This is a genomic window from Deinococcus radiodurans R1 = ATCC 13939 = DSM 20539 (assembly GCF_000008565.1).
Classification (GTDB): Bacteria; Deinococcota; Deinococci; order Deinococcales; family Deinococcaceae; genus Deinococcus; species Deinococcus radiodurans.
In genome coordinates, this window is sequence record NC_001263.1 from 1,783,583 (window position 1) to 1,804,006 (window position 20,424).

Sequence of the window (20,424 nt, forward strand, 5' to 3'; positions counted from 1 at the left end):
CTCATACCACTTTGAAAAATAGTTTGGATCATCAAACTCTTTTTCCGAACGGGGTGAGTAAAAGAAAATACGGAGCTGAGCGGCGCGGAAGAGATGGCGGCGCTTTTCCGCCATCTCTGAAGAAGAGTTCAGCTCCGTACCACATACTGCTGTCCCTGGCCTTTATCCACTCCTTTACTGCTGGTCTTGCGGGAAACGGAACGCCTGCAAGGTGACCTCGACCTCGCGGGTTTTGCCGCCCCGGCGCACCGTCAGGCGCAGCGGCTGGCCCTCGCCGGTCGCCAGCACGGCTTCTTGCAGGCTGCCCGCGTCTTCGAGCGGCTGGCCGTTCACCGCTGTAATCAGGTCACCGTCGGTCGAGATGCTGGACGTGCCCTGGGCCGAGGGAAGCGACAGTTTGCCGTTATTGCCGCCGCGCAGGCCCGCTGCCGCCGCCGGGCTGCCGGGGTAGACCTTCTGAAGCAGGGCGCCGCTGCTCGGGAGGCCCGCCGCTTTGAGCTGCTGGGGGGGCAGGCTGCTGAGATCGCTGAACACCACACCCAAGCTGGGCGGCGAAACGACGCCTCCCTTGCCTGCCTGAAGCTGCGGCAGCAGGCGCTTGACGGTGTTGATGGGAATGGCGAAACCCACCCCGGCGCTCTGGCCCGCGCCGCCGGTCAGAATCTGGGTGTTGACCCCGATGACCTGGCCTGCGCTGGAGAGCAGCGGCCCGCCCGAGTTGCCGGGGTTGATGGCCGCGTCGGTCTGGATGACCGGCTGCGACACCTCGCGGCTGCCCACCGGCACCTGCCGTTCGAGGCTGGAAATGATGCCTTCGGACACCGAAAAGTCGAGGTTGAAGGGCGCGCCCATCGCAATCGCCTTGAGGCCCACGTCCAGCTTGTCCGAGTCGCCGAGGGGGAGCGGCTTGATGCTGGCACGCGGCACCCCCTCGGCACGAATCAGCGCGAGGTCGTAGTCGGGAGCGCGGGCAATGACCTTCGCCTTGTAAGTCTGCTTGCCGCCGTGCAGCCGGATGGTGATGTCGCTGGCGCCGTCCACGACGTGGTTGTTCGTCACGATGTCGCCCTGGGCATTGACGAAAAAGCCGCTGCCGGTGCCCGTCGCCGGTGCTCCGCCTCCCTGGTCCTCGGGCAGCGCGAACCCGAACTGGTCTTGCAACTTCTGCCGCATCTGCGCCTCGGCGCTGCCGGTGTCGGCCTCGGTGACCGAGATGTAGACCAGCCCGTCTTGCCGCTCCTTGACCACCTGCACGGTGTTGGCTTCGGACTCGGTGCGCGCGCGGCCCGCGTCGTAGGACGTGGCAGGCGTCCCGGCGCGAGTCTGAACCAGTGTTCCCTGCTCCACCGCAGTCTGGGAAGCCGCGTTCTGGGCGGTGGTCTGCTGCACCGTCGCCGTCGGCTGCGAGTCCAGCGCGCCGCGTTCCTTCGCCTGATAGCCGAGGAGGCCACCGAGGGCCAGCGTGCCGGTGAGGGCCAGAATCGAGAGGTTCCTGTTCATGAGATCAGGGTGGAGCGGGACGGTTACAGGGCGGTTAAAACAGACTCAACTGGGCCGCCGGTCAGACCCGGTTCGTGTGATACAGCCGCTCGTGACCAGCGGCGCAGACCACCCGAAATTCTGCGCCCTTTTTACGGAGGCGGGCAGGGGCGTCGCACTCGTTGCAACTCACTTTGATGGGCGTATTCCCGCCGCATCGCGCGCACTTGATGTAATAGCTGTGCGCGTACTCGATAGAAATGTCCGTTGACTGGCAGTGCCGGCAACGAGGCGGCTCCTGAGATTCGGAAGCTGGCGCTGTAGCGTCGGCCCTCGGCGCTGCTGGTGCGTCTGGGGTGCGCCCTAACGCTGGGTTTCCCACAGCTTCTCGCGTGGTTGGCGAGAGGGGCATGTCAGCAGCGTCAGCTGTCTGAGATTGCGTTGGGGCCGTCGTCGGTACATGACGCGACAACAGAAAATCGCGCACTCGGTGCAATTCCGTGTCCGTGAAATAGAAATTACCCTGCTTACGCGCCTGCTCGACGGTCTCGCGGATACGGTCAGGCACCTGATCGGCTTTGACGACTTCGGGCACGTCCAGCTTGCGGGTAATGCGGCCCCCATCGGAAATTGCCACCAGCACGTCACGGCGCATGCCACTCAGCGTTCGCTGACGCAGGCCCAGGAAGCCCTTTTCCATCAGCTCCGTTTCGTGTTTCTGCATCAGCGCCCCCAGCAGATCAAGCTGCCGCCGCGCCTGAAGCACAGGCGAGGGCATGCCCCGGCCCTGGCGGTTCCACCAGCGGGTCCATTCGCCGTGTTCATTGACCGCGACTTCCCCGGCGACACTCTTGCTTTCCACTACGATCAGCCCGCAGCGGTGAAGAATCAGGTGGTCGAGCTGCGCCGTTTCATCGCGGCGCTGAATCCGCAGGTTGTTGAAGACGAACTTGTACGGGTCGTCCTCGAAGGCCCGCTTGAGGTAATGCGCCAGCTGGGACTCCGCTTCATGGCCCGCCCGCCGCAGTGAATCGGAAAATGTCTGAGGTTCGAGCGCTTTGACAATCATGACGGGCCCAGCTTAAAGCGCTGCTGTTCACAAGGCTCTTATCGCGTCACGCCCTCAGACTTCCGCCGCCCAGATGTCCTGGGGCGTCTCGCGGCGGCGCAGAAGTTGCCAGTCGTGCCCGGTCCACAGCACCTCGGCGGGGCGCGGGCGCGAAAGGTAAGTGCTGCTCATGCTGGCGCCGTAGGCCCCGGCTTCCCCGATAAGGAGCAAGTGCCCGCGCTGCGGCGTCGGCAGCGGCACGCCCCGTGCGATCAGGTCGCCGCTTTCACACGCCGGGCCCGCCACGTCCCAGACCTCGGTCGCCAGCGCGTCCCACATGGGATAAAGCGGATGCGACGCGCCGTAGAGCATGGGCCGCAGGAACTCGGTCATGCCCGCGTCCACCAGGCAGAAGTTGCGCCCGGTGCGCTTGGTGCCGACCACCCGGGTGAGCAGCCAGCCCGCGCTCGCCACCAGATAACGCCCCGGCTCCACCCACAGCTCGGCCCCGAAGACCCGCGCCGCCTCGTGCGCCTCGTAGGCGATGCCTTCCAGGTCAGCGTTCAGGCTCCAGCCGCCGCCCACGTTAAGCACGCTCAGCCCGCCGATATGCGCCCGCAGCTCGGTGACGCGGGCAAACGCCGCCGTGAAGTCCTCGGCCTGCTCGATGGCGCTGCCGATGTGCATGTGCAGCCCCAGCACCTCGTGCCCGGCGTCGCGCAACTCGGCGAGGGTGCCCGGCACCTGCTCCGGGGTCAGGCCGAACTTGCTGCGGGCAGTGCCGGTGGCGAGGTGTTCATGGGTGCTGACGGTCATGGCCGGGTTGACACGCACCAGCACCCGCGAGCCCGGCGGCAGCAGCACAACCTCTTCCTCGCGGTCCACCACGATGGTCGCGCCCAGCCGCGCCGCCGCCGCGTACTCGGCGTCACTCTTGGCGGGGCCGTTGAGAATCATGCGCTCGCCACCTGCGCCCGCCGCTTCGGCCCGCAGCAGTTCGCCCAGGCTGACGCACTCGAAACCCACGCCCGCCGCCGCGTAGCGCCGGAGCAGGTTCAGGTTGGGGTTGGCCTTCATGGCGTAGAAGATGCGCGCGTCCCCGAAGGCCCGCTGCACCCGCCACAGCGCCGCGTCGAGTTCTTCGGCGTCGTAGAGATACAGCGGCGTGCCGAAGCGTTGGGCGGCGTCTTGCAGGGCGTGGCGGGAAAGCGACATGGCTCAGAGTGTAGCGGGGTCTTCAGTCTTGACTCCCGGTCTCACGGTCTCAGGCCCACATTCGCATGCCCGGCACTCTGCTACTCTCCCCAGCGCTATGACGGCTTTTCCTGCGGCCCCCGACCTCGCCCCTCCCTCCCGCGCCGCGCAGGGGGAGCGGGTGCTGTGCGCCATGTCGGGCGGGGTGGACTCGTCGGTGACGGCTTCGTTGCTCAAGGAGCAGGGCTACCAGGTCATCGGCGCGATGATGCGTTTCTGGCCCGACGACAAGCGCACCGACACCTTCGACTCGTGCTGCTCGCCCGACGCCGCTTATGAGGCCCGCCGGGTGGCCGAGCAGGTCGGCGTGCCGTTTTACCTGCTCGACTACCGCGAGCCGTTTCAGCGCCATATCGTCGGCCCCTTTCTGGAGGAGTACGCGCGGGGCCGCACGCCCAACCCCTGCGTGAACTGCAACACCAAGGTCAAGTTCGACGAATTGGTGAAAAAGGCGAAGATGCTCGGCTGCCGCTACGTGGCGACCGGCCACTACGTCAAGCGGGTAGACAACGCCCAGGGCGAAGTCGAGTTTCATCGGGGCGACGACCCACGCAAGGACCAGACCTATTTCCTGTGGGGCACGCCGCGTGACGCGCTGCCGTACATCCTCTTTCCGGTGGGCGAGCTCGAAAAGCCCCAGGTGCGCGAAATCGCCGCCGAGCGCGGCCTGCTGACCGCCCAGAAGCCCGAGAGCCAGAACATCTGCTTCGTGCCGGGCAAGGTGCAGGATTTCGTGGCCGAGCATCTGCCCCAGGCGCAGGGCTACATCCGCGAAATTGCGACGGGCGAAGTGGTGGGCGAGCACCTCGGCACGCAGTTCTATACGCTGGGGCAGAAGAAGGGTCTGGGGCTGTACCAGTCGCACCGGGTGCGGCACGTGGTTCACCTTGACCCGGACAGCAACACCGTCTGGGTGGGCGATTACGACGACTGCCTGTGGACCGGCCTGAAAGCGACGGACGCGAATTACCTGCTCGACCTCGCCGAATTGCCGACTGAACTTGAGGTGCAGGTCCGCTACCGCACCGCGCCGGTGAAGGCCCACGTACTGCACGCTGACGCCGAGGGTTTCGAGCTCGAATTTGCCGAGCCTCAGTTCGCTGTCGCCCCCGGCCAGAGCGCAGTGCTCTACGCCGGGTCGCGCCTCCTCGGCGGCGGGCTGATTGCCGACCACGCGCGGGAGCTGCCAGCGCTGACCTGAGGAGACCGGAACAATAAAAAGACCGGAGCGGCGTGACGGCTCCGGTCTCGGTTTTCCCTCCTTATACGGTTTTAATCCGATTCCCGAACATCCGGAAAGGCGCCGGATGCCCGTCCACTCCTTAAAACCGTATTTTTTCCATCAATGGTTCGTGCAGTTTTGAGCCCAAAAGGAAAGACCCATTGAAAATGGAGCTGTGAAATCACCGCTTCCAATGGGTCTGATGGCCATCCTACAGTACGTTCTCAGCGCGGTCCCGCTGCGCAAGACGCAGCGGAATTTCCTGACCGTGCTGCTCAGCGTTTTTCTCGCTGTTCCTGGACGGCTGAACGCCCTGAATCTCTCCCGGTATGCAGCCTGCTCGGAGAGTACGATTCGTCGTTGGCTGCACCGAAGTGACGATGGGGCCATTCCGTGGGGCGCGTTACACCAGGCGACTGTCAGTACAGCAATCGAGAGTGGGCTGATCAGCCCACTGTGCGTTCTGGCCATCGACGCCTCTTTTCACCGCAAAGCCGGTCAGCACACCGCACACCTCGGCTCGTTCTGGAATGGCTGTGCCGCGCGGACCGAACGCGGAATCGAGCAATCCTGTTGTGCCCTATTGATCGCGTCGTAGATTTGAGTCGATAAGTCGTTGAGGCAGTTCGATATACCGAAGGCGCTGCCACGCGCTGACCAGTCGCCCTTTGAGTTCAACGATCGAACGCGCACAGAAATTCCCCAACGCATTCCGCTTCACGTATGCCCACACCAGCTCAATCGGGTTCAATTCCGGGGCGTACGGCGGTAGAAACACCAGTGAGAGGCGTTCGTGGGTCTCCACGAACGCCTGAGTGGCTTTAGATCGATGAATGCCCGCGTTGTCCAGCACTACCACAAGCTCCCCTTGGATGTGCCGCAGGAGGTGTCGAAAGAACTGAGTGACATCCGTACTCCGAATCGCTCCAGATCTTGTGTTTTGGAAGAATCGTCCGTCCGAGGTTATTGCCCCGATGGTGGAGAGCTTCTCCCAATTCGCCGGAAGCTTGACCAGGGGCGTCACGCCCCTGGTTCCCCAAGTCCGCCTTCGCACGCCTTTCAGCGAGAAGCCGACCTCATCCAGATACACTAGGATTGCGCCCTCAGCGACCTTTTTTTTCCAACTCCGGTGCAACCTGTTCTTTCCAGGATGCGATCCGAAGTTCGTTGCGCTCGGCCGCTCGGCCATCTGGCATCTGGGGCGTAAACCCCAAGCGTCTGAGAATCTTCCGCACGTGGTCGTGGTGGTACCACACGTCAAAGTGCCGCCCAATCAGGTTGGTGACGCGTAGGGTCGTCCAGGTGTCATCAGGGAAGCCATGGTGCAGGGCGCCCTCCCGCAGGAAGGTGCGAAGCTGCTCGTGTTGCGTCGCGCTCAGACGTGCAGAAGCGCCACGGGCAACGGTGGCCTGAAGGCCACCGTTACGCTTCAGGCGGGCTTTCCAGGTGTACACGGTGTGTACCGACACGCCGAAGTGCTGAGCAATCTCTCGGTTTCGATGCGTCCCACGTTCAATCCATTCAAGCGCGGCCAAGCGGCGCTCCTCAAGCTGAGCGCGGGAATACTGGGTCGGCTGCCATCCGGGCATACGGCCAGCTTACCAATTCATACCTACACCGTTATCAATAATTGATGTCCAGCACCGGCAGGCCTTGACGGTCGATGTCCGTCAGACCCTGACCGGGTCTGAGGCTCCAAGTCGTCTGGAACAGGCCGCCGATCAGCTGGATGACGTGCTGCTCGATCTCCGGACTGTTCAACAGCTTGATCTGGCTGCTGTCGTTGCCGACGGGAATTACGCGAAGGAACCCATCGTGGAGACCGTGACGGGTCACGGTCTCCCGTTTATCTCCAGATTGCCTCGCAACGCCAACCTCAACGACCTCTACACCGGTGAGCATCCCAGACGACGGGGGCGAAAGAAGAAGTTCGACGGTAAGGTGGACTTCAGTGACCTGCAGCGCTTCGACCTCGTCTCTGCAAGGCCGACTGAGCGGGTGTGGACGCAGGTGGTCTGGAGCGTGCAGTGGGCGCGGGAAGTGCGCGCAGTCGTCATTCAGCAGATTGGTAAAAAGGGTCAGGTCACCGGCTACGCGGTGCTGTTCAGCACCGCTGTGACCATGCCGGCTCATGAGGTCATGGCGCTGTATCGAAGCCGCTTTGAGATCGAACTGATCTTCCGGGATGCCAAACAGTTCCTGGGGGGCCAGGATGTGCAACTGCGGTCACAGCAGGGCATCGAGGCGCATTGGAACGTGGTGCTGCTGACCCTGAATCTTTGCCGACTGGAGGCCCTGCGAGCGGCAGGTGGCGGGCAGGATCTGGTGTTCAGTCTCGAAGACATGAAACGCAGGGCGTATAACGCCCTGCTGGCCCAGGTCATTTTATCCAATCTGGACCTCTCGGCTCGCTTTGAAGAATGAGCGAATTCGCCGTTCAGTCCGCTGGATTTCGGACTTAAAGCCGCCTAAAACTGCACGAACCATTGTTTATGCGCTCCGCGCAAAATTGCGCCCGGACATGTCCGGTACTCAATTTGAAACCGTATTACAGCGCTGCCCGGGGCCGCCGCCACGCGCTCAGGCTGCCGAGCAGCACCAGCCCCGCCGCCACCGCCACGCCGAGCACGACGGTGGACACCTCAGGCCGGGCGACGTAGACGCCGTAAAAGGCCCACAGCAGCACCGCCGCGAAGGCGTAGTCGCGGAAGCGCCACAGGAAAAACACGCCGATGGCCGCCGCCACCACGAGCAGCAGCGCCGACCACACCGGCCCGGCAATCCCGAGGAAGCTCTGCGTGACCCCCGCACTGACGAGGAACGCCGTGATGTTGGCGATGGTCGCCACGCTGATCCAGGCGAGGTAGAGGCTGACGGGAAGTTGCAGCGTCCAGCGCTCGGCGCCCTGCGGCGGCAGACTGCGCACGCTGAGGTACAGCCGGACCAGCACCGCGAGCAGCGCCAGCATGATCACCACGCTCAGCCCGATGTTGAGGCTCTGGAACGCGAGTAGCCACGCGACATTGAGCAGGTTACCCAGGAGAAACGGCCAGAACAGCCGGTCCAGCCGCGCCCCACGCTGCGCCGGGAGCGCCTGATAGACGGCGAACACGAGCAGCCCCAGGAAAATCGGCCCCCACACCGTGAACGTCAGCCCCGCAGGGGTGAAGGCGTTCGGCAAACGGTCACTCACCTCCGCGTTGGAATTGCCGAACAGCGGCAGGGCGTTGGAGAGGTAATTCACCACCAGCGTGAGCACGGTCGCGGCGAGGAGCGTCACTTGGCGCGCAAGTCCAGTCATGCCTCAGCTTATACGGAGCTGAACTCTTCTTCAGAGATGGCGGAAAAACGCCGCCATCTCTTCCGCGCCGCTCAGCTCCGTATTTTCTTTTACTCACTCCGTTCGGAAAAATAGTTTGATTATCCAAACTATTTTTCAAATTGGTATTAAAGGCCCTCTGCCCGCAGGGGCTGTCCGGAAGATGACACACCCGGCATACAAACATTAGAAAATCAATCGGTTGACTTTTTAAAGCATCTATTCCATCCTGGACCTATGACGCCTCCCCCGCTCTCCCCCACCACGCACCTCGGCCCGGTGACGCTGCTCGCCCGCGATTTGGAGGGACTGACGGCGTTTTACGCAGGGCTGCTGGGACTGAGCACGGCGCCGGACGGCTCAGGCCGCGTGGTGCTGAGCGCTCACGGCACGCCGCTGCTGCGCCTGGAAGCGGCGCCCGACCTGCCCCGCGCGCCGGTGAGCAGGCCGGGGCTCTACCACACCGCCTTCCTGCTCCCCACCCGCGCCGACCTGGGCCGCTGGGTGGCGCACGCGGCGGGACTGGGCAGCGGACTGGGCAGCGGCGACCACCTGGTGAGCGAGGCGTTTTACCTCAGCGACCCGGAAGGCAACGGCATCGAGGTCTACGCCGACCGGCCCCGCGAGGGCTGGACCTGGCGGGACGGGCAGGTGCAGATGGATACGCTGGCGGTAGACGTGCCGGGCGTGCTCGCCGAGGCCGGAATCACGCTGGACGCGCTGCGGACCGGGGAGGCGCCGCCGTATGCGGGCGCTCCTGCCGGCACGGCGCTCGGACACGTGCACCTGAAGGTCGGCCACGCTGCCGAAGCCGCGCAGTTCTACCGCGCCGTCTTAGGACTGGAGGTGGTGTCGCACCTCCCCGGCGCCGCGTTCCTCTCCTGGGGCGGCTACCACCATCACCTCGGCCTCAACGAATGGCACACGCGCGGGCAGGGTCACCCGGAAGCGCCCGCCGCCGGCCTCAGCGGGTTCGAGGTGCGGACCCCCGACCTCGCGCCGCTGCGAGAAGAGGGCGGCTGGGAAGACCTCGGAGACGCGCTGCGCCGGGCTGACCCCTGGGGCAACGTGGTGACGGTGCGCCGGGGCTAGGGCGGGGGGCGAGCCGTCAGCGGCTCTGGATGTGGTACTCGGGGTTGGGAACGAAGCCCAGGGCGCTGCTCACGCGGTTGGTCATGTTGAACATGGCGATGACCTGCACCGCTTCCAGAATCGCCTCGTCGCTCAGGCCGGCGGCGCGCAGGGGTGCCAGGTCCGCTTCGGTCATCTCGGCGGGACGCAGCGTCAGCTTTTCGGCGTAGGCGCACATGGCCTGTTCGCGCTCCGACAATTCGGCCTGACGCCAGTTGACCGCCACGGCGTCGGCTTTCACGGCGTCGCCGGAAAACTCGCGCAGGGCGGCTCCGTGGCTGACCGCACAGTACACGCAGCGGTTGAGCCCGCTGACGACCACGGCGAGCAGTTCGCGCTCGGCATTGCTCAAGCCGCCTTCCTTGTTGACGAGCAGGTTGAAGTAGTTCCACCACGCCAGAAACTGCTCGCCGTTGAGCGCCTGCGCCCGGAACACGTTGGGCACGAAGCCCATGTTGGCCTCGGCCTTGGACCAGAGTTTTTTCACGCCTTCGTGGGCGTTGTCTTCGGTGGGAACGGCCAGGAAAGACAGCCGGGGTTGAGTTGTAGGCATGAGGAGAGGATAACCCAGTGAGTTCACTTTCCTTTTGACAGTCTTCTGTCCCGCAGCCGTTGACACTGCCGCCTGCCCCGGCATCCGCGCTATCTTGCAGCCATGTCCGCTCGCACCCTCCGCCTGATCTGGTGGCCTCGCCTCACCTAGGCGGGTGACGTTGCGTCTTTTCTTCCCGCGCCTGGGTGAACTTCTCCGTTCACTGGGCGCTTTTCATTTGGAGTCTTCATGTCTGATACCCCCCTGAGCCTGCTGCTGATCGACAATTACGACTCTTTTACCTACAACCTGGTGCAGTATTTCGGCGCTCTGGGCTGTGAGCTGACGGTGTGGCGCAACGACGCCTTTACGCTCGACGATGTGCGCCAGCTTGATCCCGACGCCATCGTGGTGTCGCCCGGCCCCTGCACGCCGCTCGAAGCGGGCCTGAGCGTGGACGTGGTGCGCGAACTCGGGCCGCAGTACCCGCTGCTCGGCGTGTGCCTGGGCCACCAAAGCATCGGGCAGGCGTTCGGGGCGCGGGTGGAGCGGGCGCAGCGGCCCGTCCACGGCAAGACGAGCGCGGTGCGGCACGGGAACACCGACCTCTTTGCCGGACTGCCGCAGGACGTGCGCGTGACCCGGTATCACTCACTGGTCGTGCGCGGGCTGCCGCCGGAGCTGGAAGCGACCGCCTGGAGCAGCGACCCCGAGGAAGAGGTCGTCATGGCGCTGCGCCACCGCGAATACCCCATCTACGGCGTGCAATTTCACCCCGAAAGCATCGAAACCCAGGAGGGCCTGCACATGCTGGAGAACTTTTTGCGCCTGGTACGCGAGCGGAGGGCCGCGTGACCGCTCCCACTGCTCAGTCCATGCAGGCCCAGCCCATTCACGCCCGGCTGATGAACGGCGAGGTGCTCAGTCAGGACGACGCGACCGCCTTCATGCGTGAAGTCATGTCGGGGGACATGAGCGGCGTGCGGATGGCGGCGGCGCTCGCGGCCCTGCGGGTGCGCGGCGAAACGCCCGAGGAAATCGCCGGCTTTGCCCAGGCCATGCGCGAGAGCGCCGTCACGGTCAAGGTTCGCCCCCGCGACGTGCTGATGGACGTGGTGGGCACCGGGGGCGACGGGGCGCACACCTTCAACATCTCGACGACCACCGCCTTCGTGCTGGCGGGCGCAGGTGTACCCATCGCCAAGCACGGCAACCGCGCCGCGAGTTCGCGGGCCGGGAGCGCGGACGTGCTCGAAGCCCTGGGGGTCAACCTCGACGCCTCGCCCGAGGTGATTCAGGAAGCCATCGACACGCTCGGAGTGGGCTTCATGTTCGCCCGCAACTACCACCCCGCGCTGCGGCACGCCGCCCCGGTGCGCTCGGACCTCGCCGCCCGTACGGTGTTCAACATCCTGGGGCCGCTGTCCAACCCTGCCGGGGCCACCCACCTCGTCGTGGGCGTATTCCGCGCCGACCTGACGCGCACGCTCGCCGAGGCGCTGCGGCACCTGGGCGCGAAAGGGGCGACTGTGGTCTACGGCGACGGCCTCGACGAATTCACCGTCTGTGGCCCCAACACGGTCTCGGGCCTGCGAGATGGCGAAATTATTGACCGGACGATGCATCCCGAGGAATTTGGTGTAGACCTGCACCCCAAAACGGCGATTGTGGGTGGCAGCCCCGCCGAGAATGCCGAAATCACCCACGCCCTGCTGACCGGCGGCGGCACCCCGGCGCAAAAGGACATCGTGGCGCTCAATGCCGGGGCCGCGCTGCGGACGGCGGGCCGGGTCGGGACTATTCGCGAAGGCGTGGAGCAGGCCCGCGAAGTCATGAAAGGCGGGCAAGGCTGGGAGATGCTGCAAAAGTACGGTGCGTTGACCAAGCGCTAGAGCAAGACGACGAAAAAGGCGCCCCCACCATCGGGAGCGCCCTTTTTTTTATTGCCGGGAATCAGAGACGGCTGCGAATCGCCTGAAGGCTGGCGCTGTCGGCCCAGCTCATGCCCTTGTCCACGTACATGCGGGCGGCAGTGCGGTCACCGCGTTGGAGGGCGATGTAGGCGAGCTTGGCGGCGCTCAGCGAGGCCCACTGCTTCTCGGTGTCGTTGAGGTCGCCGAGGCGGTTCCAGGCGTTGTAGGCGTTGATCCACCACTGGGTCTTGGTGTAGAGCTGCGCGAGGTAGGCGTTGTAGTCACGGTTGCCGGTGTCCTGGGCCGCCGCGAAGTAGCTGTGGTCCACCGCGGCTTTCCACAGGGTGCGGTCGTAGAAGGGCACCGGGTACGCCACGTCGGCCTGCACTGCATATTCCTGGGCGCGGGCGAAGTTGTCGCTGGCCGACAGGGTGGCGGGCGTCATCGCGTCGCCGGTCATCGTGGTCGTGCTGGTCATCGGAGCGGTGGTCGCGGGAGCGGTTTGCGCGGCAGCGAGTCCAGCCAGCGCAAAAGCAGTCAGCATCAGTGTCTTTTTCATAGCGAGTCACATCTTAGGGCGCTAGTTTGAGGCGCGTCCACCAGTTGACCCAAGACCTACTCACTGGGTAAAGGGTGCTTAAAGACACCATTGACGATCCCGTCCTGTCCCCCCACAAGGAGCCGACCTGTCCATGCCTGACCCCGCTGCCCGCCGCTTTTCCCTGCCCCCTTTTCCGCTGGCCGCTCTGGCCCTGAGTGTGGCCCTGCTGGGAGCGCCCGCCTCCCTTGCGCAGACCGCCGCGCCTGCCCCTGCGCCGGCCCAGACGCCCGCTGCCGCCAGCCGCGCCGCCGCGCCCCGCGTGAGCTGGACCAAGCCGCTCAAGGTGTCGTCGCCGGTCAGCATCGGCCCGCGCGGCGAGCTGACCTACGTGGGCAACGACAGCCGAGTGCACCGCACCGATGCGAGCGGCAAGGAGCTGTGGTCCTTCGCCCTCGGGGACATAGGCCGCGCCCAGCCGGTGCTGACGCCCGACGGCGGCGTGATCACGGCGGCGTATGACGACACGGTGTACGCCCTGTCCCCCGCCGGGCAACTGACCTGGAAAGCCAAACTCGACGGCGACGTGTTCGCCAGCCCCGCCCTGCGGCCCGACGGCAGCGTGGTCGTCGCCACGGCGGGCGGCACGGTCTATGCGCTGAGCAGCAGCGGACAGACCCTCTGGAGCTACAAGGTGGGGGCGCCGGTCTTCAGTTCGCCTGCCGTGGCCGCCGACGGCACCATCTACTTTGGGGCACAAAATGGCCGACTGCACGCGCTGAGTCCCGAGGGGCGGCTGACCTGGACCTACGCGGCGCGTTCGTCGGTGTTCAGCTCGCCCGCGCTCGACGCCGAGGGCAATCTCTACTTCGGCTCGGGGGACCGCAGCATCTACAGCCTCTCTCCCGCCGGAACGCTGCGCTGGGTGCAGCCCACCGGCCTGTTCGTGAACGCCAGCCCCATCGTGACCCGCGCCGGGCTGGTGGTGGTCGGCAGCTACGATGGTCAGCTCTACGCCCTGAACACCAATGGACAGGTCGCCTGGACCTACGCCGCCGGGGCCGCCATCGCCGCGCCTGCCGCCGAACTGAGCGACGGCAGCGTGGTGGTCGGTGACCTCAACGGCACCCTGCACGCGGTGACGCCCACCGGGCAGGCGTTGTGGACGCTGCCGGGTGGCGCCAAGATCGACACCGGCGCGGCGGTCAGCGACCAGGGCACCCTCTACTTCGCGGTGGACGGCGGGAACCTCAACGCCGTCGAGAACCTGCGTCCGCTGGCGACCGGCCCCTGGCCCACCTTCCGCGCCTCGCCGCTGGGCTGGGGCCGCAGCGCGACGGCGGCGGAGTTGACCGCTCAGACCCAGGCGCGTCAGGCCGCCGCCGCCGCGAGCACCAGTCAGCAGCCGCGTCTGCCCACGCTGGCACAGGCACCGGCTCCAACGCCTGCACCGGCTCAGACGACGCCCCGGCCACAGCCCACGCCTGCTCAGCCGGCGACGCCTGCGGCTCCGGTGCCACCGGTCGCCAGCCCAGCCCCGGCCACTGCGCGCCTCACCCCCCAGGTCATCGGCGGGGTCATCTACCTGCCGCTTTCGCCCATCGCGGCGGGGCTGGGGTATCAGGTCCAGGCAGGCAGCCCCACCCGCGCCCTGTTGGTGGCTGGGTCGCAGCGGCTGACCGTGCCAGTGCGGGCAGTGGGCGGCCAGAGCCTGATTGCCCTGCGCTTCGTCACTGGGTTGCCGGGCGTCAGTGTTGAGCGGCAGGCTGGGACTCTCACCCTGCGCCGCGAAGGCCTGAGCGCGGCGCTGCCACTCGACCTCGCGCAACTGCTGCCGTGGGCGCCGCAGCCGGAATTCCCGGGCGTCGTGCGCCGCTGAAGACAGAGCAAAAGAAGCGGGCCGCCTGGTGAACCCTGGGCGGCCCGCTTCCTGTTTTATTTGCGTTTGGTCTTGGACTTGGCCGGCTTTGACGGGGCGGGAGGCGTCGCTGGGCTGGCAGAGGTGGTGACCACCGTGACTGCCGGGTCCGCCGCGACCACTTCCACTTCTTCCACCTCGGGGGTCGGTGTGGGAGTCGCGGGGTCAGGAGCAGTCGTAGTTGGGTCGGCGGCGGGCACCGGAACAGGCGTCGTCGGCAAGGGGCGCGTGGCCCGGCGGCGGCTGTGCCCACGCAGCAGCAGGTTCACGAGTTGCCGCACGAAGCTGAAGGCGAGCCCGATGATCATCGGGAGCAGAGCCACGCGGCGGAATTCCTCGCTGCCGAGGAGTTTGATGGGCGTGTCGAGCGAATGCCCCAACTTGTCGGCGCCGAGCACCGCCCCCGCATAGATCAGGCCGGCGAAGGGCAGCACGAGAACCCCACCCGAGTGCTTGACCAGCAGCAGGGCAAACAGCGCGGCGGCTATCAGGGGCGCCACCACGAGCCACTGCTCTGGCGTGGCCCCCGGCGCGAGAAACACCAACGCCCCCAGCGCCAGCCCCAGGTAGCCGAACCAGCCCGCGCACTCGTCGGCGAGGATAGTCAGCAGCACCCAGACGAACAGTTTGTTGGTCCAGACGCCGGGGGTCCACAGAAAGTAAGCCAGCCCGGCCAGCAGCGCCAGCCCGAGCAGAACACGCAGGAACGTCCACAGGGCCTTGCGGTCAGCCTGGGCAGAAGGAGCAGCGGCAACGGTCATGCGCCCTCAGTTTTAGCACGTGCGCGCCAAAGTTCTCTGCTCCCGGCCCACTGACCGGCTTCCAGCGGGGCGAGGCGACACGGCCCAGTGGGATGCCGCTCGCCGTTGATACGTCCTGCGTCCGATTCCTTAAAATCCAGAAAAGCACTGGATTTTAGTCCATCTCCCGCAGGACGTATTCTTTGCTTCTCGCTCTGCTCGGGTTGAATCGCTCAAATTGAGCGCTTCAACCGCAACCGCTATCAGTCGGCCTCGACCAGTTCCGTCTGCTTCTTGGTCCTTTTCTTGGCGGGCGCTTTGGCCTTGGCGGGCTTTTCCGCCTTTTCACCCCTGGCACGCGGCTCGGCGGCCACGATGCCCGGCACCTTGCGCAGGTACTCGCCGGTGTAGCTCGTCGGGTGGGCAGCGACTTCTTCGGGTGTGCCCACCGCCACGACGGTTCCGCCGCGCACGCCGCCTTCCGGCCCCAGGTCGATGAGGTAGTCCGCCGACTTCATCACGTCGAGGTTGTGCTCGATGATGACCAGCGTGTTGCCACCTTCCGCGAGGCGTTGCAGCACGTCCATCAGCTTGCGCACGTCCTCGAAGTGCAGGCCGGTGGTCGGCTCGTCGAGGATGTAGATGGTGCGCCCGGTGGCCCGCTTGCTCAGCTCGGTCGCCAGCTTGATGCGCTGCGCCTCGCCGCCCGAGAGCGTGGTGGAGGGCTGGCCGATTTTCATGTAGCCCAGGCCCACGTCGAGCAGCAGTTGCATCTTGCGCTCGATGGTCGGGATCGCCTCAAAAAACTCGTGGGCGTCCTCCACCGTCAGGTCGAGCACGTCGGCAATCGTCTTGTGGTTGTACTTGACCTCCAGCGTCTCGCGATTGTAGCGCGCCCCGTGGCAGACCTCGCAGGGCACGTAGATGTCGGGCAGGAAGTTCATCTCGATCTTCATCACGCCGTCGCCCTTGCAGTGTTCGCAGCGCCCGCCCTTGACGTTGAAGGAAAAGCGTCCGGCCTGATACCCGCGCCGCCGCGCCTCGGGAGTCCGGGTGAACAAATCACGGATTTCGGTGAACACGCCCGTGTAGGTCGCCGGATTTGAGCGCGGCGTGCGCCCGATGGGCGACTGGTCGATCTCGATGACCTTGTCCAGCTGCTCCATGCCCTCGATGCGGTCGTACAGTCCCGGCGTGGTCTTGGCGCCGTTGAGTTCGCGGGCCAGCGTGGCGTGCAGGATGTCGTGAATCAGGGTGCTTTTGCCGCTGCCCGAGGGGCCAGTCACCACCGTCATGGTGCCGAGCGGAATGGACACGTCCACGTCCTGCAAGTTGTTCTGGCGCGCGCCGAAGACCTTCAGGAACTTGCCGTTGCCGGGGCGGCGCTCGGCGGGCACCTCGATTTTCATCTCGCCGCGCAGGTACTTGCCGGTGAGGCTGTTCTTGTCCTGCTTGACCTGTTCGGGCGTGCCCGAGGCGATGACTTCGCCGCCGTGCACCCCCGCGCCCGGCCCCATGTCGATCAGGTAGTCGGCCTCCAGCATGGTGTCCTCGTCGTGCTCCACCACCAGCAGCGAGTTGCCCAGGTCACGCAGGTTCTTCAGCGTGCCGATGAGTCGCCCGTTGTCCTTGGGGTGCAGGCCGATGGACGGCTCGTCGAGCACGTACAGCACCCCGGTCAGGCCGCTGCCCACCTGGGTCGCCAGCCGGATGCGCTGCGCCTCGCCGCCCGAGAGCGTGTTGGCGGTGCGGTCCAGCGAGAGGTAGTCGAGCCCCACGTCCACCAGAAACTTCAGCCGGGTGCGAATCGCCCGCAGAATCGGGGCCGCCACCGCCGCGCCGAACGTACCCAGGTCGTACTCGTAGTGCAGCGGGCCGTGCGCCTTGGCGGTGCCGCCGGTGTGGCGCTTGAGGAAGGGCTCGATGGCCGCGTGATCGAGTTCGCCTTCCTGCAACTGCTGGAAAAAGGCGTCGGCGTCCAGCACGCTCATGCCGCTCGTCTGCGAGATGTTCAGGCCGCCCACCCGCACCGCCAGAATCTCGGGCTTGTAGCGGGTGCCGCCGCAGGTGGGGCAGGGCCGCAGCTCCATGAGTTCCTCGAGCCTCTCGCGCATGAATTCCGACTCGGTGTCGGCGTAGCGCCGCTCCAGGTTGGTGATCACGCCCTCGAACTCGGTCATGAAGCGCATGGTTTCCTTGCCGCCGCGCCGGTAGACAACCTCAAAAGCCTCGCCGGGGCCGTGCAACACGGCTTTTTGCGCCTTCGCGGGCAGGTCCTTCCAGGGCGTTTTCAGGTCGAAGTCGAGGTGCTCGGCCAGCGCCTTGAGCTTGTCCCAGTAATAAATGCCCGCGTCGGCGCCCTTTTTGGTCCAGGGGATGATGGCGCCCCCGGCGATACTCAGTTTTTCGTCGATGATGCGCTCGGGCGAGAATTCCTGCTTGGCCCCGATGCCCGCGCAGTCGCCGCAGGCGCCGTAGGGCGAGTTGAAGGAAAAGGAGCGCGGCTCGAGTTCTTCCAGCACGCTGCCGTGTTCGGGGCAGGCGAACTTCTCGGAGTACAGCTCCTCGTGCGCGCCGCCGTCCTCACCCGCGTCGGGCAGCAGCACCCGCAGCAGGCCCTCGCCGCGCCGGATGCCGAGTTCCACCGACTCGGCGATGCGGCTGCGGTCGCTCTCACGTAGAGTCAGGCGGTCGATGACGATGTCCACGTCGTGCTTCTCGAACTTTTCCAGCTTGAGCTTTTCGGCTTCTTCCAGTTCGTAGAGCGTGCCGTCCACCCGCACCCGCGCGTAGCCCTCACGTCGCAGGTCAGCGAACAGCTTCTTGTACTCGCCTTTGCGTCCGCGCACCGCCGGGGCGAGCAGGATGGCGCGCTTGTCGGGAAAGCCCGCCAGCAGGCGGTCGGTGACTTCGCTGGGGCTCTGCTTTTCGATTTTGCGTCCGCAGATGGGGCAATACGGCGTACCGACGCGGGCGTAGAGCAGGCGCAGGTAGTCGTGAATCTCGGTGACGGTACCCACCGTGCTGCGCGGGTTGTGGCTGGTCGTCTTCTGGTCGATGGAAATGGCCGGCGAGAGGCCAGTGATGCTGTCCACGTCGGGCTTTTCCATCAGGCCCAGGAACTGCCTCGCGTAGGCACTGAGCGACTCGACGTAGCGGCGCTGGCCCTCGGCGTAGATGGTGTCGAAAGCCAGCGTGGACTTGCCGCTGCCCGACACGCCGGTAATCACCACGAAGCGGTCGCGGGGCAGCTCCACGGTGATGTCCTTGAGGTTGTGTTCCCGGGCGCCGCGCACGATGAGTTTGTCTTGCATGAAGCTCCTTTTGGCTGTCCTGCACGCCTTTTGGCAACAGGGCATGATTACGGCAGGCGCGTAAGGCAGCCTTGGCCCTACGTTCTCAAACGGAATATTCTAACAGGTCGCCCGGCCCTGAATGTGCTGCGTAAAGGCAGGAAAAACCGCCCCGGCGAGGGCGGCGTGGGGTAAATCATTCGATGTTCAACCTCGATCACCCTCAGGCAGCTGCACGCCCCAGCACCGCCTGCACGCCGCGCCGAGTGGCGACATACTCGAGGCCCTGTGCACCCCGGCACGGCTCGATAAGCTGCCGGTCTTCGAGCCAGTGCAGCGCCGCGCGGGGGTAGTCGCGCCAGTCGGGGCGCTGCTGGCGGGCGAGGGCCAGCAGGTAGCGGTGGGCCTGGCGCACGGTCATGCCCGGTGCAGGCTCGCTGGGCCTCAGAGGAGCAGAAGGGGCGACGAAGGTCATGCCATCAGCTTGCGCGGCGGCGACGAGCGCCGGGTGACAGCGCCGGCCCTTTTCCTTAACTGTAGCTTTCCCTGAACTGTGGCTTTCCCTGGCCGGGGCACTGGCCTTTATCCTCCTCCCCATGACCTTTTCCGAACTCGACCCCCGCACGCTCACGGCGCTCGGCACCGCCGGGGCGCTGGAGGCGGCGACCTCGCCCCGCGCCCCGGCGGACGTGCTCAGCGGCCTCTCGGCGCATCCCGACGCCCGCGTCCGGGCTCAGGTGGCGCTCAACCCCAACACCCCCGCCGAGGTGCTGGGCCTGCTCGCCGCTCAGTTTCCGCGTGAGGTGCTGAGCAATCCGGGATTGCCGCTGCTGAGGCTCGCGCGCCCCGGCCTGCTGGGGTCGTTTCCTGCCGAGGGGGTCACGGCGCTGCTCGCGCTGCCCGACGCGCCCGGCTGGGTGGTGGATTCGGCGCTGCGGCACGAGGACTACGGGGTCCGCACGGCGCTCGCGGCCCGGCCGGGGCTCTCCCCCGAGCGGGTCACGGCGCTGGCGGGGGACGCCGGGTGGCAGGTGCGCGAGGCGGTGGCGCAGCGCCCGGACCTGCCCGAGCCCCTGCTGCGCCAGCTCGCGGAGGATGAGGACTACGACGTGCGCAAGGCCACCGCGCTGCGCCCCGACCTGCCCGGCGACCTGCTGCGGACGCTGGTGACCGACCCGCACACCCTGGTGCGGGCGAACGTGGCGCGGCGGCTGGATTTGCCGCTCGACTGCCTGCTCTCGCTGGCGACAGGCGGCGACCCCGACGTGCTGGCGACCCTGGCCCGCCGCACCGACCTGCCCGCCAGTGTGCGCGAGTGGCTCGCGGCCAGTGCGGAGCCGCTGGTGCGCTCGGCGGCGCTGCAAGCCTGGACGGTGCCCGAGTCGTGGCTCGCCCGCGCCGAAACCGACGCCGACCCCGACGTTCGCTCGGCCCTAGCCCGCCGTCCTGATCTGTCGCCAGAAGTGCTGGAACGCCTCGCTCATGACGAATCGGGGACCGTGCGCCGGACACTGCTCGAACGCAACGACCTGCCCGACGGCGCAATTCTTGCCCTCGCACAGGCCCCCGAGCCCGACCTCCGCTTGCAGGTGGCGAGTGCCGAGGAACTGCCCGCCGCCGCCCTCGAAGCCCTGCTGACCGACGAGAGCACCGACGTGCGGACCATCCTCGCCGTGCGGCCCGACCTCGGCCCCGAACGGCTCGCCCGCCTCGCCGCCGACGAGAGCGCCGAGGTGCGCCGGGGGGCGGCCCTGGCGCCGACGCTGCCGCCCGAGTTGCTGCGTCAGCTTTCCGCCGACCCGAACGCGGGGGTGCGCCGAACCCTTCTGACCCGCCGCGAGCTGCCCGCCGAAGTGATTCGCGAGCTCGCCGCCGACCCCGACGAGGGCGTGCGCCTGCTGGTGGCCGGGCGCGCTGGTCTGCCCGCCGACTTGCGCGAGCAACTGGCGGCGGACCCCGATGAAAATGTGCGGCGGGAGGTTGCAGGGTGATGATGAGGGGTTGATGGTTTCACTGCGTTGATGGGTGATGGGGATG

Annotated in this window: 17 protein-coding genes and 2 pseudogenes; 8 read left to right on the forward strand and 11 right to left on the reverse strand. The window is 66.3% G+C overall.

Features of this window, described 5'->3' with window-relative positions:
- Positions 1 to 174 precede the first annotated feature (174 nt).
- The 3 genes from DR_RS08985 to lysA all read right to left on the reverse strand — a co-directional run bounded on the left by DR_RS08985 (position 175) and on the right by lysA (position 3,742).
- Entirely contained in the window at positions 175 to 1,500 is a 1,326-nt protein-coding gene (locus tag DR_RS08985; protein ID WP_010888391.1) for a S1C family serine protease, read from the reverse strand.
- Between the two features lie 61 nt (positions 1,501 to 1,561).
- Positions 1,562 to 2,548 carry a nuclease-related domain-containing protein gene (locus DR_RS08990; RefSeq protein WP_010888392.1) on the reverse strand — a complete coding sequence of 329 codons (987 nt, stop codon included), beginning with the start codon at positions 2,546 to 2,548 and terminating at the stop codon, positions 1,562 to 1,564.
- A gap of 54 nt (positions 2,549 to 2,602) precedes the next feature.
- Positions 2,603 to 3,742: a diaminopimelate decarboxylase gene (lysA, locus tag DR_RS08995; RefSeq protein ID WP_010888393.1), complete on the reverse strand. Its 1,140-nt coding sequence runs from the start codon at positions 3,740 to 3,742 to the stop codon at positions 2,603 to 2,605.
- A 97-nt stretch (positions 3,743 to 3,839) separates the two neighbouring features.
- Between lysA and mnmA the strand changes: the two genes are divergently transcribed.
- Both mnmA and DR_RS09005 read left to right on the forward strand, forming a co-directional pair.
- On the forward strand, positions 3,840 to 4,982 hold the full coding sequence (mnmA, locus tag DR_RS09000; protein ID WP_027480311.1) for a tRNA 2-thiouridine(34) synthase MnmA: 1,143 nt from the start codon (positions 3,840 to 3,842) through the stop codon (positions 4,980 to 4,982).
- Positions 4,983 to 5,196: 214 nt separating this feature from the next.
- Positions 5,197 to 5,589 (forward strand): annotated as a pseudogene (locus DR_RS09005) (IS4 family transposase); the annotation flags it as partial.
- Here the strand turns inward: DR_RS09005 and DR_RS16840 are convergent.
- Both DR_RS16840 and DR_RS16845 read right to left on the reverse strand, forming a co-directional pair.
- A complete protein-coding gene (locus tag DR_RS16840) occupies positions 5,584 to 6,192 on the reverse strand; it encodes an IS630 family transposase (RefSeq protein WP_010889051.1) in 609 nt (202 codons plus the stop codon). The pseudogene DR_RS09005 and the gene DR_RS16840 sit on opposite strands and share 6 nt — an antisense overlap.
- On the reverse strand, positions 6,107 to 6,592 hold the full coding sequence (locus DR_RS16845; RefSeq protein WP_010888396.1) for a winged helix-turn-helix domain-containing protein: 486 nt from the start codon (positions 6,590 to 6,592) through the stop codon (positions 6,107 to 6,109). The genes DR_RS16840 and DR_RS16845 overlap by 86 nt, the downstream gene beginning before the upstream one ends.
- A gap of 37 nt (positions 6,593 to 6,629) precedes the next feature.
- On the opposite strand from DR_RS16845, the pseudogene DR_RS09015 reads away from it, so the two are divergent.
- A pseudogene (locus DR_RS09015) lies at positions 6,630 to 7,427 on the forward strand (IS4-like element ISDra7 family transposase); the annotation flags it as partial.
- A gap of 124 nt (positions 7,428 to 7,551) precedes the next feature.
- Here DR_RS09015 and DR_RS09020 read toward each other — a convergent pair.
- Positions 7,552 to 8,304 carry a tryptophan-rich sensory protein gene (locus tag DR_RS09020; RefSeq protein ID WP_010888398.1) on the reverse strand — a complete coding sequence of 251 codons (753 nt, stop codon included), beginning with the start codon at positions 8,302 to 8,304 and terminating at the stop codon, positions 7,552 to 7,554.
- Between the two features lie 255 nt (positions 8,305 to 8,559).
- On the opposite strand from DR_RS09020, the gene DR_RS09025 reads away from it, so the two are divergent.
- Positions 8,560 to 9,414, forward strand: coding sequence for a VOC family protein (locus tag DR_RS09025; RefSeq protein ID WP_010888399.1), 855 nt, complete (start codon positions 8,560 to 8,562; stop codon positions 9,412 to 9,414).
- 16 nt (positions 9,415 to 9,430) lie between these two features.
- Here the strand turns inward: DR_RS09025 and DR_RS09030 are convergent, their stop codons facing one another.
- A complete protein-coding gene (locus DR_RS09030) occupies positions 9,431 to 10,006 on the reverse strand; it encodes a peroxidase-related enzyme (RefSeq protein WP_027480348.1) in 576 nt (191 codons plus the stop codon).
- Positions 10,007 to 10,234: 228 nt separating this feature from the next.
- Here DR_RS09030 and DR_RS09035 point away from each other — a divergent pair, with 228 nt between their 5' ends.
- Together DR_RS09035 and trpD are read left to right on the forward strand one after the other, a co-directional pair.
- On the forward strand, positions 10,235 to 10,840 hold the full coding sequence (locus DR_RS09035) for an anthranilate synthase component II (RefSeq protein ID WP_010888401.1): 606 nt from the start codon (positions 10,235 to 10,237) through the stop codon (positions 10,838 to 10,840).
- A gap of 20 nt (positions 10,841 to 10,860) precedes the next feature.
- A complete protein-coding gene (trpD, locus tag DR_RS09040; protein WP_027480347.1) occupies positions 10,861 to 11,877 on the forward strand; it encodes an anthranilate phosphoribosyltransferase in 1,017 nt (338 codons plus the stop codon).
- 61 nt (positions 11,878 to 11,938) lie between these two features.
- On the opposite strand, the gene DR_RS09045 is transcribed toward trpD, so the two are convergent.
- Entirely contained in the window at positions 11,939 to 12,457 is a 519-nt protein-coding gene (locus DR_RS09045) for a hypothetical protein (protein WP_027480346.1), read from the reverse strand.
- 133 nt (positions 12,458 to 12,590) lie between these two features.
- On the opposite strand from DR_RS09045, the gene DR_RS09050 reads away from it, so the two are divergent.
- Positions 12,591 to 14,315: a desiccation/radiation resistance protein gene (locus DR_RS09050; RefSeq protein WP_010888404.1), complete on the forward strand. Its 1,725-nt coding sequence runs from the start codon at positions 12,591 to 12,593 to the stop codon at positions 14,313 to 14,315.
- 56 nt (positions 14,316 to 14,371) lie between these two features.
- On the opposite strand, the gene DR_RS09055 is transcribed toward DR_RS09050, so the two are convergent.
- The 3 genes from DR_RS09055 to DR_RS09065 form a co-directional block, all read right to left on the reverse strand.
- Positions 14,372 to 15,115 (reverse strand): hypothetical protein, encoded by a 744-nt coding sequence (locus DR_RS09055; protein ID WP_010888405.1) that lies wholly within the window; start codon positions 15,113 to 15,115, stop codon positions 14,372 to 14,374.
- A gap of 242 nt (positions 15,116 to 15,357) precedes the next feature.
- The gene (gene uvrA / locus DR_RS09060) at positions 15,358 to 18,408 is read right to left on the reverse strand and encodes an excinuclease ABC subunit UvrA (RefSeq protein ID WP_010888406.1); all 3,051 of its coding nucleotides are present in this window, start codon (positions 18,406 to 18,408) and stop codon (positions 15,358 to 15,360) included.
- A gap of 202 nt (positions 18,409 to 18,610) precedes the next feature.
- The gene (locus DR_RS09065; protein ID WP_162177796.1) at positions 18,611 to 18,862 is read right to left on the reverse strand and encodes a hypothetical protein; all 252 of its coding nucleotides are present in this window, start codon (positions 18,860 to 18,862) and stop codon (positions 18,611 to 18,613) included.
- Positions 18,863 to 18,983: 121 nt separating this feature from the next.
- Here DR_RS09065 and DR_RS09070 point away from each other — a divergent pair, with 121 nt between their 5' ends.
- Positions 18,984 to 20,378 (forward strand): DUF2336 domain-containing protein, encoded by a 1,395-nt coding sequence (locus DR_RS09070; protein WP_027480344.1) that lies wholly within the window; start codon positions 18,984 to 18,986, stop codon positions 20,376 to 20,378.
- Positions 20,379 to 20,424: the final 46 nt, after the last annotated feature.

What these genes read in the sequence shown, in the direction of transcription:
- DR_RS08985 (WP_010888391.1), bottom strand. Translation starts at nt 1,500, where the DNA reads ATGAACAGGAACCTCTCGATTCTGGCCCTCACCGGCACGCTGGCCCTC.
- DR_RS08990 (WP_010888392.1), bottom strand. Translation starts at nt 2,548, where the DNA reads ATGATTGTCAAAGCGCTCGAACCTCAGACATTTTCCGATTCACTGCGG.
- lysA (WP_010888393.1), bottom strand. Translation starts at nt 3,742, where the DNA reads ATGTCGCTTTCCCGCCACGCCCTGCAAGACGCCGCCCAACGCTTCGGC.
- mnmA (WP_027480311.1), top strand. Translation starts at nt 3,840, where the DNA reads ATGACGGCTTTTCCTGCGGCCCCCGACCTCGCCCCTCCCTCCCGCGCC.
- DR_RS16840 (WP_010889051.1), bottom strand. Translation starts at nt 6,192, where the DNA reads ATGGCCGAGCGGCCGAGCGCAACGAACTTCGGATCGCATCCTGGAAAG.
- DR_RS16845 (WP_010888396.1), bottom strand. Translation starts at nt 6,592, where the DNA reads ATGCCCGGATGGCAGCCGACCCAGTATTCCCGCGCTCAGCTTGAGGAG.
- DR_RS09020 (WP_010888398.1), bottom strand. Translation starts at nt 8,304, where the DNA reads ATGACTGGACTTGCGCGCCAAGTGACGCTCCTCGCCGCGACCGTGCTC.
- DR_RS09025 (WP_010888399.1), top strand. Translation starts at nt 8,560, where the DNA reads ATGACGCCTCCCCCGCTCTCCCCCACCACGCACCTCGGCCCGGTGACG.
- DR_RS09030 (WP_027480348.1), bottom strand. Translation starts at nt 10,006, where the DNA reads ATGCCTACAACTCAACCCCGGCTGTCTTTCCTGGCCGTTCCCACCGAA.
- DR_RS09035 (WP_010888401.1), top strand. Translation starts at nt 10,235, where the DNA reads ATGTCTGATACCCCCCTGAGCCTGCTGCTGATCGACAATTACGACTCT.
- trpD (WP_027480347.1), top strand. Translation starts at nt 10,861, where the DNA reads ATGCAGGCCCAGCCCATTCACGCCCGGCTGATGAACGGCGAGGTGCTC.
- DR_RS09045 (WP_027480346.1), bottom strand. Translation starts at nt 12,457, where the DNA reads ATGAAAAAGACACTGATGCTGACTGCTTTTGCGCTGGCTGGACTCGCT.
- DR_RS09050 (WP_010888404.1), top strand. Translation starts at nt 12,591, where the DNA reads ATGCCTGACCCCGCTGCCCGCCGCTTTTCCCTGCCCCCTTTTCCGCTG.
- DR_RS09055 (WP_010888405.1), bottom strand. Translation starts at nt 15,115, where the DNA reads ATGACCGTTGCCGCTGCTCCTTCTGCCCAGGCTGACCGCAAGGCCCTG.
- uvrA (WP_010888406.1), bottom strand. Translation starts at nt 18,408, where the DNA reads ATGCAAGACAAACTCATCGTGCGCGGCGCCCGGGAACACAACCTCAAG.
- DR_RS09065 (WP_162177796.1), bottom strand. Translation starts at nt 18,862, where the DNA reads ATGACCTTCGTCGCCCCTTCTGCTCCTCTGAGGCCCAGCGAGCCTGCA.
- DR_RS09070 (WP_027480344.1), top strand. Translation starts at nt 18,984, where the DNA reads ATGACCTTTTCCGAACTCGACCCCCGCACGCTCACGGCGCTCGGCACC.